The following is an 11,644-nucleotide window of genomic DNA, read 5'->3' as shown; positions in this document are numbered from 1 at the left end:
ATCAGTCCGATAACGTCAGCTGCGGATCCGGCGCCGCCGCGTCGCGGGCATAACGCGTCAGGCGGAAATAGGCATAACCCAATAACATCATTATGGCGAAAATCATAAACAGCATTTGATTGTAATAGATCATCGCCACCAGGCAGATGACCGCCATCACCAGCGCCAGCGCCGGGGCAAACGGATACAGCGGCGCGCGGAACGGGCGGATAAGCCGGGGTTCAAGGCGGCGCAGTTTAAACAGCGACGCCATGGAGATGATATACATTACAATAGCACCGAATACCGACATGGTAACGATGTTGGCGGTTAACGGCTGGCCGCCGATGATAATCAGGGAATCGGAAAAAATCGCCGCGATGCCCACCACGCCGCCGGCAACGATCGCCAGATGCGGCGTGCGAAAACGACGGTTGATCCTGGAGAGCGGTTTCGGCAGGTAGCCGGCGCGCGCCAGGGCGAAAATCTGGCGCGAGTATCCCATGATAATACCGTGGAACGACGCAATCAGCCCGAACAGTCCCAGCCAGACCAGCATATGCAGCCAGCCGCTGCTGCCGCCGACGATAATCTTCATCGCCTGCGGCAGCGGGTCGTTGATATTGGCCAGTTTGGTCCAGTCGCCCACCCCGCCGGCAAACACCATCACGCCGAGCGCCAGCGCCGTTAAGGTCAGGATGCCGCCGATAAAGGCGCGGGGAATGGTGCGCTGGGGATCCTTGGCCTCTTCGGCCGCCATGGAGGCGCCTTCAATGGCGAGGAAAAACCAGATGGCAAACGGAATGGCGGCAAAAATACCGGAAAACGCGCCGACGCTGAAGTGTTCCGCGCCGGCCCAGCCGCCGCGGGTAAAGTTGGCCAGGTCGAAGCCCGGGGCCACCACGCCCATAAACACCAACAGCTCAAATATCGCCAGCAGGGTGACCAGTAGCTCGAACGTGGCGGCGATACTGACGCCGAGAATATTCAGCGTCATAAACACCAGATAGGCGGCCAGGGCCACCCAGCGCGGTTCCAGCGCCGGAAACTGCACGTTAAGATAGGCGCCGATGGCCATGGCGATGGCCGGCGGGGCAAAGACAAATTCCACCAGGGTGGCGAAACCGGCAATAAAACCGCCGGTGGGACCGAACGCGCGATGGGCGTAGGCGAAGGGACCGCCCGCATGGGGTATGGAGGTGGTCAGTTCGGTGAAGCTGAAGATAAAGGCGCAATACATGGCCGCCACCGCCACCGCGGTGACCAGGAAGCCCAGCGTGCCCGCCTGGGCCCAGCCGTAGCTCCAGCCGAAATACTCGCCGGAAATCACCAGGCCCACGGCGATGCCCCACAAATGGAAACTCCCCAGCGTACGCTTCAAAACCGGTGCCACTTTTGTGCTTTGCATAATGGTGTCCTAGGCTATGTAAGTATTTGTAAAGGTGCAAAGGTCATACCACATCAGCGGAGCACGGTGAATTGAGGCCAATATGCTGATAAAACAGCCGAATCGTTGATTAAAGCGCCGGCCGGGAGGCATAAACACGGGCGCCATGATGCTTTTTGGTGCAGATAAAGGGGGAATTCACCGCCGTCTGACGCGTGCCGGTGCAGGGAGCATGCGCATGTCCGCCCCCTGCCCTCGGGCTAGAGCTTATCGGTATCCTCAAGCGCGAAGCGTCCCAGCGGATTCTGGTAAAAATCCTTGATATTCTTGCGGCTGACGTTGCGATAGGGGCTGTAATATAAATCGATCCAGTTCACGTCCGCCTTGGCCATTTTTTGCAGGTCGATATACATCTGCTGCCGCTTGCCGGCATTCATTTCCACCCGCGCCGCGGCCACCAGATCCTTGACCTTATCGTTATGATAGCGGGTCATGTAATTCATATTGGCGTCATGGCCCAGCACAAAGGTGGTTTTCTGATCGGGATCGAGGATATCGTTGGTCCAGTACATCACCGAAATATCATATTCGCCCGCCACCAGCATATCCCAGCTCTGGCTTGGGTCGACCTTTTGCAGGTTCACCGTTACCCCGGCCTTGGCCAGTTGCTGTTGCAGCAGAATGGCGATCTGCTCGTCCACCTCATCCCCGGCGTTGACGACATAATTCAGCTTCAGATCCGACGCGCCGGCGGCCTTAAGCATCTGCCTGGCTTTCTCGGGATCGTAGGGACGCTGCAGGTTGTCCGCATAATGGAATAGCGCGCCCTCGGGAATATAAGAGTTGGCGACATGGCCGAAACCGAAAGTCACGGTATCGACAATGGCTTTTTTATCAATGGCGAAATCCAGCGCCTGGCGCACCTCGACCTTGGCCAACGCGCCATGCTCGTGGTTAATCAGCAAATGATCCTCGCGGGTGGATCGATCCAGATGCACGTCCAGGTTGGGGTCTTTTTGCAATGACGCGATGCGGGAAAACGGCACCGATAGCGCCGCGTCCAGCTCACCCGCCTGCACTTTCAGCATGCGTGTGTTGTCGTCCGGCAGCGTCAGCCATTCCACGCCGTCCAGCTTGACGCGATCCGCCTGCCAGAAATAGGGGTTCTTCACCAGCACCACCTTTTCGCCACGGGTCCAGGACTTGACGCTAAAGGCGCCCGAGCCCACCGGTTTTTCGGCAAACGCCTCCTCGCCCATGGCTTTCACCACTTTTTCCGGCAGCACCGACACATTCGGCAGCGCCAGCTGCGAGAGGAACGGCGCGGACGGCGTTTTCAACGTTACCACCAGGGTGTGGGGGCCGGTGGCTTCGGCTTTATCGATGACGCTGTAGGAGTCGCGCCATAAGGACCCTTCATTATCGCGGATGCGCAGCAGGCTGAACACCGCATCCTGTGCGGTCACCGGCGACCCGTCGGAGAATTTGGCGTCGCGCATCTTAAAGGTATAGACCTTGCCGTCGGGGGAGATTTCCCAGCTTTCCGCCAGCCCCGGCTCCAGGCGCGTGCCGTTTTTATCCACCCGCACCAGCACGTCGAATACATTGGAAAACACCCAGTTATCGGCGTTTTGCGCCGACTTAATCGGGTCGAAGGTCGTGGAATCCTCGCGCCGGCCAATGCTCAATACCCCGGCGGCTTCGGCGATTTGGCCGACCGCGCTGAGCGCCAGAAAGACCGCGGCGGCGGCAACGTTAAAATGCTTACGCTTCATGGTTAACATACCTCATTGAAAAGGAAAGTCGGCTTCGCCGGTATTTCTGTCGAGCACACAGGCAAAAGCATGGTCGGCAACATGCCGGGTATCAGGGGTGGAACCGGTACGGCAAGCGGGTCGGGCATAACGGCAGCGGGGATGGAAGGCGCACCCCGGCGGAATGGCAATCGGGCTGGGCGGTTCGCCGGCCAGCGGCTCGGCGGGCAACGGCAGATCGGGGTTGATTTCCGGAATGGCCGCCACCAGCGCCGCGGTATACGGATGGCGCGGCAAATGGAATACCGATTCCACCGGGCCTTCCTCGACAATACGTCCCAGGTACATTACGGCCACCCGATCGCACAGGCGGCGGACAATGGCCAGGTCGTGGGCGATAAACAGTATCGCCAGCCCCATGCGCTCACGCAGATCCATCAGCAGATTGATAATCTGCCCCTGGATGGAGACATCCAGCGCGGCAACGCATTCATCCGCCACCATCAGCCGCGGTTCCAGCGCCAGGGCGCGGGCGATGCCGGCCCGCTGGCACTGCCCGCCGCTCAGGGCGCCCGGCCGCTTATCCGCCTGCGCCGGCTGCAGCCCCACCAGCGTCAGCAGTTCGGCCACCCGGGCGGTTATCGCCCCCGGCGGTACTTTGCGATGCACGCGCAGCACTTCGGCGATGGCGGCGCCGATGGTCTGGCGGGGATTGAGCGATGAAAACGGGTCCTGGAAAATCATCGCCGTCTGCCGGCGCAGGCGGGCGATATCGCTCGTCAGGCCGTGGGTTACGTCGCGGCCGTCGAAACGTACGCTGCCGCCGGTGCTTTTCTCCAATTGCAGGATGGCGCGGCCGAGCGTGCTTTTACCGCTGCCGGACTCGCCCACCAGTCCCAGGGTTTCACCGGGGTGGATACGCAGCGATACGCCGTTCACCGCCTGAACCCGCGGCCGGTTCCAGCGCAGCGGATTGCCGCCGGACAGGGGAAACGACACCCGCAGCTCATCGACTTCCAATAATGGATAGGCGTTGGTTATCATGATCCCTCCCGGTGGGTTAACGCATGCAGAGGATAAAAACAGGCCGCGCCGTGGGCCGGATCGCCGCGCGCGGCCAGCAGCGGCGGTTGCACGGACGGGCATGCCTCGCCGGCGCGCGGACAGCGGGTATGGAACCGGCAGCCCGGCGCAAAGCCATCCGCCGACGGCGGCTGGCCGGCGATGGTCTTTAAACGGCCGCCGCCGCCTTCGCTCACGGGCTGGCAATCGATCAATCCCTGGGTATAGGGGTGCAGCGGCTGCGCCAGTACCCGGCGTTTGTCGCCGACCTCGCACAATCGGCCGGCATACATCACCGCGATCCGATCGCAGGTTTGCGCCACCACGCCCAGATCGTGGGTGATCATAATGATGGCCAGGCCCAGCCGGTCGCGCAGATCCATTAATAAACGCAGGATTTGCACCTGTACCGTCACATCCAGCGCGGTGGTCGGCTCATCGGCAATCAGGATTTTGGGTTCGCAGGACAGCGCCACGGCGATCATCGCCCGCTGGCGCATGCCGCCGGAGAACTCATGCGGGTAATGATCCACCCGCCGCTCGGGATCGGGGATGCCCACCCGGCGCAGCAGGCCGACGGCCGCCGCACGCGCCTCCCGCCGCCCGGCGCCGAAATGGGCGCGGCGGCTTTCGGCGATCTGCCCGCCGACGGTCATCACCGGGTTAAGATGGCTGGCGGGATTCTGGAAAATCATGCCCAATTGATGGCCGCGCACCCGGGTCATCTGGCGGGGATCGAGGGTCATGATATCGGTCTCGCCCAGCCACGCCTCGCCGCCGCCCATGGTTAATCCTTCCCCAGGCAGCAGCCGCATCAGCGCCCGGCAGGTGACGGTTTTGCCTGAACCGCTTTCGCCCACCAGGCCGAGCATTTCGCCCGCCGCCAGGGTAAAGGAAACATCCTCCACCAGGGCGGTGCCCTGGCGGTTGTTGACGGTCAGGTGATTGACCCGCAGTACCGGCGCGCTCATGGCCGTGCCCCCAGTTTATCGCCCAGGCCATCGGCCAGCAGGCTGAAGCCCATCGCCAGCAGCACGATGGCCAGTCCCGGAAAAGTCGTGATCCACCAGGCGGTGGTGATGAAGCTCTGCCCTTCGGCAATCATCACCCCCCACTCCGCCGTCGGCGGCTGTACGCCGAGGCCGAGATAGCTCACCGCCGCGCCGTTCAGCAACACCAGCACGCAGTCCGACATGGAAAACACGATGGAGCCGGTCAGGGCATTGGGCAATAAATGGGCGAACAGAATGCGTCCGTGGCTAAACCCCAGGCTGCGCGCCGCCAGCATAAAGTCGCTATGCTTGAGGATCAGGACCTGCGAACGCACCAGCCGGGCGTAGGAAACCCAGCCCACCAGCGCCATGGCGATATAAAAGCTGCCCAGCCCCGGTCCGATAATGGCGATAATCGACAGCATCAGCACCAGGAAGGGAAATGCCAGCACAATGTCGATGCAGCGCATGATAAAGGCGTCGACGGGACCGCCGAGATAACCGGACAACGCCCCGACGATGGTGCCGATGGTAAACGGAAACACCACGCCCAGCAGGCAGATCTGCAAATCGACGCGCGCCCCCCAGAGGATCCTGGAGAAAATATCGCGGCCGAAGTTATCGGTGCCGAACGGGTGCGGCAGGCCTGGCGCCAGCAGGCGCGCATCCGCATTCTGGTAAAGGGGATCGAAGGGCGCGAGCCAGGGGGCGAGCGCCGCCAGCACACACCACATCAGCAGGATACCCATGCCCGCGCGCAGCGCGGCGCGCCGGGGTAGCCAGCGCACGGAAAAATGGCGGACGGCCTGGACGGGCATCATAATGTGACCCTCGGGTCCAGGGCCACGGTCAGCAGATCGGCCAGCAGGTTGACCAGCACCGTCGCCAGGGCAAACACCATTACCACGCCCTGCACCACCATATAGTCGCGGCTGAATATCGCCTTGACCAACAGCTGGCCCATGCCGGGGATGGCAAAGACGCTTTCAATCACCACCGTGCTGCCGATAAGCCAGCCGATATTCACCGCCAGCAGGTTGACCGTAGGCACCAGCGAGTTAGGCATGACATGACGCCAGAAGATACGTCCCTCTTCCTGCCCGCGCGCCCTGGCGGCGGTGACGTAATCCGCCTTCAGCTCCGCCAGCAGGCTGGCGCGCAGGTTACGCGTCAGCACCGCCGACAGCGCCAGCGCCACCGTCAGGCAGGGCAGCACCAGGTGATGCAGCCTTGCGCTCCACGCGTCGCCATAACCGGAGACAGGAAACCAGCCCAGGGTGACGCTGAACAGCAGGATCAGCATAATGCCCAGCCAGAACGCCGGAAAACCCAGTCCGGCGGTGGAAAGCAGCCGGATAACCTGGTCGGCGGCGCTCCCCCGCCGGCGGGCGGCGACGGCGGCCAGCGGCACGGTGAGCAGCAGCGCCAGCAGCACGCTGCCCGCGACCAGGCACAGCGTGGGCTCAATGCGGGTCATAATCAGTTTCAGGGTATCGACGCGATAGACAATGGAGCGTCCCAGCTCGCCGTGCAGCAGGTTAGTGAGAAAATAGCCGTACTGTACCCATAGCGGCTGATCCAACGCATACTGGGCGCGAATACGCGCGATCGCCGCCGGGGTGCTGCGTACCCCCAGCAGAATGCGCGCCGGATCGCCCGGGATGGCGCGCACCAGCATAAAGGTGATGATGCTGATGCCCAGCAATACCGGCACCAGTTGCAGCGGACGGAACAGGACAAAGCGATAACGGTGCATTCTCCCTACCCCCTGCCGCGTTGATGGGGTATATCCGCCGCGGTATTTTCCAGGATCAGGCGTTTGATTGCACCCGGATGGTGCAATACCACCTCGATGCCCAGCCAGCCGCCCCAGGAATGACCGAGCAGATGCACCCGATCCAGTCCCATGGCCCGGCGTACGGTGTCCACTTCACGCACATAGCGCGCCATGGTCCATAATCCGGGCAGATCCGGCCGATCGGACCGGCCGGTGCCCAATTGATCAAACGCCACCACCCGGTAGCCGTGGTTGCTGAGGCAGGGTTGCGCTTCGCGCAGGTAGTCGCAGGGCAGCCCCGGGCCGCCGTTCAGGCACAGCGCTGTCTCGTCGCCCGCGCCGAACTCGTAGGCCGTCACCCGATAACCGTCGACCTCAATATCCACTTGCCGGTCAGGCCTGATCTCACTCCACATATCTCCCCCGGTGCTTGCCGGCGGCCCGCGCCACGCCGCCATGATGATGTCTTTACGCTACGCATAAGCCGCGGCGCTGAACAGTTAGTAAAAATGCTAGGTTTCGCCTCCGGTCCCCGGGCGGCGTGGCATCCAAATTGCATGCCATCCGGTGGCCGACAACAAGCGTCGCGAGCGCCGGAAGCGATACGGGAATGGCTTTGCAGGATCCATGCCCTGGCGCCATGGAGACTGGAAGAGATAAGGGGGGCCGATGAGCATTGTGGTAACCGATGCATTGCCGACGCCGCAGGCCGGCTGCAGTCTTGACGACGCCTTTTTATACCTGTACCGGCAAAGCGCCCGGCTGGGCATGGAGGCGCTGATTTATGATTACACGCCGGTGCCGCGCTCGCTGGAAGGCGAACTCATTACGCCGTCGGTGCTGCGCATGAGCAATGTGCCGGAGGATATGCGGCAGCTATGGACCGAAAGCGGCTACTACCAGGTGGATCCAGTGCAGTTGTACGCCCTGAAAAGCTGCGCGCCTTTCGTTTGGTCTTATCAGCGCCCGGATACGACCTTGCTGCGCGATATCATCGGTGAGCGACATCAGCCTGTAACGCACTATATGCGCGACAACAATATGCCCTGCGGCGCCACGGTGCCCCTGCACCTGCCGCAGGGGGGATTCGCCACCCTGACCGGCATCGTCAGCGGCGGCGGCCGGGAGCGCGATCTGACCCAGACTCTGGCGGAGCTGGGCCTGCTGGCCCATACCTTTCAGGAGCGTGTTTATCCGCTATTCGACCGCCAGATGCTGACCTGCCAGTATGTGCGCCTGAGCAAACGCGAAAGGGAGTGCCTGAGCTGGTCGGCCGAGGGGCTGACCGCCAAGGAGATCGCCCGCAAGCTGTCGCGCTCGATTGCCACCGTGACGCTGCATTTGAACTCCGCGGCACGCAAGCTGGGGGCCAGCAACCGGGTCCAGGCCGTGGTGCGGGCGATGCATTACCGCCTGCTCGACAGCTGAGCCGGCGCAATACCTAGCATTTTCTCTAGCTATCCGCCGCCGGGCGCGCTGTTTTACCCTAGGTTATCCTTAACCGACAGGTAAACCGTCATGTACAGCATTACCGAAGGCTACGCGCCGTTTCAGCAATACCAAACCTGGTACCGCATCTGCGGCGATCTCCATAATGGCAAGACACCCCTGGTGGTGGTCCACGGCGGCCCGGGCTGCACCCATGATTATGTCGACGCGTTCCGCGATATCGCCGCCAGCGGCCGGGCGGTCATCCATTACGATCAGCTCGGCAATGGCCGTTCCACCCATTTACCGGACCAGGGAGCCGACTTCTGGCGGGTATCGCTGTTCCTGGCGGAGCTGGATAACCTGCTGGCGCATCTGGGCATCGGCAACAACTATGCCTTGCTCGGCCAGTCGTGGGGCGGGATGCTGACGGCGGAGCACGCCGTATTGCGCCCGGAAGGTCTCAAGGCAATCGTCATCGCCAATTCGCCGGCGTCGATGGCGCTATGGCTACAGGCGGCGGCCAGGCTGCGCGCCCAGTTACCGGCCCCGGTACAGCGCTGTCTGGTGGAGCACGAAACCGCGGGCACCCTGGACAGCGAGGCGTATCGCCAGGCCACCCGGGTATTTTACCAGCGGCACGTCTGCCGGCTTACGCCCTGGCCGGAAGAAGTCACGCGCACCTTCGCCGCCATGGACGCCGACCCGACGGTGTACCATGCCATGAACGGTCCGACGGAATTCCACGTTATCGGCACCATGAAAAACTGGGACATTATTGACCGGTTGGCGCGGATACAGGTGCCGGCGCTGCTGATATCGGGCCGCTACGACGAGGCGGCGCCGGAGGTGGTGCAGCCCTTCAAGGATCATATCGCCGGCGCCGAATGGGTGATATTCGAGCAATCAAGCCATATGCCGCACGTAGAGGAGCGCGCGGCCTGCATGCAGGTAGTGGGGAACTTCCTGGACCGTCAGTTGGAAACCCGGGAGAGCGTCGCCGGCCGTTAACCGCCGCGGCGACGTTGCCGGCGGCGATGTGTTGGCGCGGCCCGGCAACCGCGGCCGTGCGGTCATCAGGCCAGCCCGGCCAGTTTTTTTACCTGGCCGACGAACGCATCGCGCTTCACTTCCTCGAATAGCCGGGCGCGCAGCCGCGGCGCCGGGCTGGCATTCACGTTCTCGAACAGCGCCACCCGTCCGGCCAGCGCCCCGGTGGTCATATCCCAGATAAAATTCATCAAGCGTTCTTTTTCCATGGCGCTGGCGCCGTGGCCGGCCAATAACTCCCGCAGCGCGTGACCGATATCGGGATTGTCGAAGGCCGCCTTGCCAAAACGCATCACCAGCCCCTGCCCGCACATCTCCTGCAGGATATGGACAATGTGCGGATAGTGCCGGATGGAATACAGGCGGCCGGCGGTCAGCATGCCGGCATCGGGCGCCATTACGCCGCCCTCGGTAAGACGCGCCTGCGCTTCGGCGGCATAGATAAAGGCGCGCAGGGTTTGGGCATATTCAATCAGCTCCCCCAGCATGGCCTGCACGGCGGGAATGCGGCCGGTGCCCAGCACATCCAGCACCAGCTGCCCGGCGCCGACAAACAGCTCGGCCTTTACCGCCAGCCTTGTCAGCACATGCCAGTGGGCGAAAACGCATACCGGGCCGTAATACCGCATCGCGTCGGGATCGCCAAGATTAAAAATACGCTCGGCGGGCACAAAAACGTTATCGAAAATAATAAACTGGTCGGCTTCTTCCCCCAGTCCGGCGAGGGGGTGGTCAAACGGATCGGCGCCGGGATGGGAGACCATTTCCCGCGAAATCAATTTGATGCCCTCGGCGTTAACCGGGATCGCCCCCCAGATGCAGGCTTCCGGCGGCGTTTCCTGGCTGCTCCCCAGGTTGGTGAAAAAAATCTCGTTGGCCTGGGCGGCAACGGAGCCGACGGTTTTGGCCCCTGAGACGCGAATCCCGCCCCGCTCGATACTTTTTACCCGCAGCAGCGACCCCCAACCCGCCTTGGGCGACGATCGGTCAGCCTGCGGGCCCGCCAGGCTTTCCGCGGCGGTCAGGTTATTATCGCGGCCATAGGCCAGGTAGCGTTCGATATTTTCGGCAAAATCGGGACGGCAGCCGTCCAGGGCGGACCGCTTGGCTTTAAAGACAGGCAGCAGGGCATAGAGTCCCACGACGATGGCGGGCGCCAGATCGGGCGGGCGACCGAAGGTGCCGCCGGTCTTGAGCGAGGTGTATTCAATCATTTTGCGCCGCTCGCGCAGATCATCGCAGGTCCGGGGAATTTGCCAGGCGCGGCTGACCACCGTCCCGCTGGCGGGATCGACGCAGGTGGTGGCGTCGGCATGCTCCGCGCTGAACTGGTCGTCGAACATCGACGCCAGCACATTGACCCCCGCCGCCAGCGCGGGGTCGTCCATCACGCTGCCAAGCCTGTTGCCGTTAACCCACAGCCGCCGTCCATCCTCCAGGGATGCCTTGAACTCGGCGCCGGTCTTAAGCCGGTGCGGCTTACCCTTTGCCAACACGGATGTCATAGTGATTCCCCTTCCCTTGGGTCAAAAACGCAACGCCCCGGCTTTACGCGCGCCGGGCGCTATTTTTACCTATCCCGGCCCGGTCTTTATGGCCTGCCGCTATCCACCGTACCCGGCCGGTTAAGCTAAGCACGGGCTAAAGCAAGATTCAAACGTTATGTCTTGCCGGGATAAGAAGGGTTTAAGAAACCCTCTGGGCTACAGACCGCTCGGCGCGACGCGGCACTGGATGGGGTCCGCGCCGCCGGCGCAGTCGAGCGTAAGGGAGCGCGGGCTTTCGCCCCGGTGCGTCGACAAGGCCACCTCGTAGCGGGTTTGCCAGGATCGCCCCTGCTCGCCGCACCAGAAGCGTTGAACGGGCAACCGATCCTGATGGTCATTGAGGATAATCACCTCGCCGCTGGCGATATTCTTCCACAGTCCGGTGGATAGCGTCGCGCCGGGGGCAACGGCGCCCAACGCGACCGAATACCAGTGGGCGGTGGTCGCTTCGCAGTCCAGCGGACGATGGCCGGTGTTGTTCACCACCACCAGAAAAGGGGTTAATCCCCGCGTACCGCGTTGATAATTTGTTGATTCCCCGGCGCAGATTGCGGTGGTGAAAAAAAACAAACAGGGCAATACTAGCCCCTTTAGTGTCATAAAGTGCTCCAGTAAACAGGTCCTATCCGTTAGGAATGCATCAGAAAAGATTTTATTAGCCGTATTGT

At 62.3% G+C, this 11,644-nt stretch carries 10 protein-coding genes and 1 pseudogene; 2 read left to right on the top strand and 9 right to left on the bottom strand.

Translation table 11 applies throughout. The annotated features are described in order from the left end of the window. Position 1: 1 nt before the first annotated feature. The 7 genes and pseudogenes from eat to ABUK12_RS23735 form a co-directional block, all read right to left on the bottom strand. Positions 2-1,387: an ethanolamine permease gene (gene eat / locus ABUK12_RS23765; RefSeq protein WP_410014133.1), complete on the bottom strand. Its 1,386-nt coding sequence runs from the start codon at positions 1,385-1,387 to the stop codon at positions 2-4. Positions 1,388-1,626: 239 nt separating this feature from the next. Further along, positions 1,627-3,141: an ABC transporter substrate-binding protein gene (locus tag ABUK12_RS23760; protein WP_410014132.1), complete on the bottom strand. Its 1,515-nt coding sequence runs from the start codon at positions 3,139-3,141 to the stop codon at positions 1,627-1,629. A gap of 12 nt (positions 3,142-3,153) precedes the next feature. After that, complete coding sequence (locus tag ABUK12_RS23755; protein ID WP_410014131.1) at positions 3,154-4,164, bottom strand: ABC transporter ATP-binding protein; 1,011 nt, start codon at positions 4,162-4,164, stop codon at positions 3,154-3,156. After that, complete coding sequence (locus ABUK12_RS23750; RefSeq protein WP_410014130.1) at positions 4,161-5,153, bottom strand: ABC transporter ATP-binding protein; 993 nt, start codon at positions 5,151-5,153, stop codon at positions 4,161-4,163. The genes ABUK12_RS23755 and ABUK12_RS23750 overlap by 4 nt, the downstream gene beginning before the upstream one ends. After that, the gene (locus ABUK12_RS23745) at positions 5,150-5,995 is read right to left on the bottom strand and encodes an ABC transporter permease (RefSeq protein WP_410014129.1); all 846 of its coding nucleotides are present in this window, start codon (positions 5,993-5,995) and stop codon (positions 5,150-5,152) included. Before ABUK12_RS23745 ends, ABUK12_RS23750 begins: the two co-directional genes overlap by 4 nt. Further along, complete coding sequence (locus ABUK12_RS23740; RefSeq protein ID WP_410014128.1) at positions 5,992-6,930, bottom strand: ABC transporter permease; 939 nt, start codon at positions 6,928-6,930, stop codon at positions 5,992-5,994. Before ABUK12_RS23740 ends, ABUK12_RS23745 begins: the two co-directional genes overlap by 4 nt. Positions 6,931-6,953: 23 nt before the next feature. After that, positions 6,954-7,367, bottom strand: a pseudogene (locus ABUK12_RS23735) (alpha/beta fold hydrolase); the annotation flags it as partial. Between the two features lie 253 nt (positions 7,368-7,620). Between ABUK12_RS23735 and ABUK12_RS23730 the strand changes: the two are divergent. Together ABUK12_RS23730 and ABUK12_RS23725 are read left to right on the top strand one after the other, a co-directional pair. Further along, positions 7,621-8,379 carry a LuxR family transcriptional regulator gene (locus tag ABUK12_RS23730; protein WP_410014127.1) on the top strand — a complete coding sequence of 253 codons (759 nt, stop codon included), beginning with the start codon at positions 7,621-7,623 and terminating at the stop codon, positions 8,377-8,379. Positions 8,380-8,469: 90 nt separating this feature from the next. Beyond that, positions 8,470-9,390 carry a proline iminopeptidase-family hydrolase gene (locus ABUK12_RS23725; protein ID WP_410014126.1) on the top strand — a complete coding sequence of 307 codons (921 nt, stop codon included), beginning with the start codon at positions 8,470-8,472 and terminating at the stop codon, positions 9,388-9,390. Positions 9,391-9,455: 65 nt separating this feature from the next. On the opposite strand, the gene ABUK12_RS23720 is transcribed toward ABUK12_RS23725, so the two are convergent. Both ABUK12_RS23720 and ABUK12_RS23715 read right to left on the bottom strand, forming a co-directional pair. After that, positions 9,456-10,934 (bottom strand): 4-hydroxyphenylacetate 3-hydroxylase N-terminal domain-containing protein, encoded by a 1,479-nt coding sequence (locus tag ABUK12_RS23720; RefSeq protein WP_410014125.1) that lies wholly within the window; start codon positions 10,932-10,934, stop codon positions 9,456-9,458. Positions 10,935-11,132: 198 nt separating this feature from the next. Then, positions 11,133-11,576 (bottom strand): hypothetical protein, encoded by a 444-nt coding sequence (locus ABUK12_RS23715; RefSeq protein ID WP_410014124.1) that lies wholly within the window; start codon positions 11,574-11,576, stop codon positions 11,133-11,135. Positions 11,577-11,644: the final 68 nt, after the last annotated feature.

Origin of the sequence: Sodalis sp. C49 (genome assembly GCF_046352915.1) — a bacterium.
Classification (GTDB): domain Bacteria; phylum Pseudomonadota; class Gammaproteobacteria; order Enterobacterales; family Enterobacteriaceae; genus Acerihabitans.
The sequence above is the reverse complement of the archived record's forward strand: the minus strand, read 5'-3'. Positions and strand labels throughout refer to the sequence as shown.

Coding starts and splice junctions, on each gene's coding strand:
- ABUK12_RS23745 (WP_410014129.1), bottom strand. CDS start 5,995: ATGATGCCCGTCCAGGCCGTCCGCCATTTTTCCGTGCGCTGGCTACCC.
- ABUK12_RS23730 (WP_410014127.1), top strand. CDS start 7,621: ATGAGCATTGTGGTAACCGATGCATTGCCGACGCCGCAGGCCGGCTGC.
- ABUK12_RS23750 (WP_410014130.1), bottom strand. CDS start 5,153: ATGAGCGCGCCGGTACTGCGGGTCAATCACCTGACCGTCAACAACCGC.
- ABUK12_RS23760 (WP_410014132.1), bottom strand. CDS start 3,141: ATGAAGCGTAAGCATTTTAACGTTGCCGCCGCCGCGGTCTTTCTGGCG.
- ABUK12_RS23740 (WP_410014128.1), bottom strand. CDS start 6,930: ATGCACCGTTATCGCTTTGTCCTGTTCCGTCCGCTGCAACTGGTGCCG.
- ABUK12_RS23715 (WP_410014124.1), bottom strand. CDS start 11,576: ATGACACTAAAGGGGCTAGTATTGCCCTGTTTGTTTTTTTTCACCACC.
- eat (WP_410014133.1), bottom strand. CDS start 1,387: ATGCAAAGCACAAAAGTGGCACCGGTTTTGAAGCGTACGCTGGGGAGT.
- ABUK12_RS23725 (WP_410014126.1), top strand. CDS start 8,470: ATGTACAGCATTACCGAAGGCTACGCGCCGTTTCAGCAATACCAAACC.
- ABUK12_RS23720 (WP_410014125.1), bottom strand. CDS start 10,934: ATGACATCCGTGTTGGCAAAGGGTAAGCCGCACCGGCTTAAGACCGGC.
- ABUK12_RS23755 (WP_410014131.1), bottom strand. CDS start 4,164: ATGATAACCAACGCCTATCCATTATTGGAAGTCGATGAGCTGCGGGTG.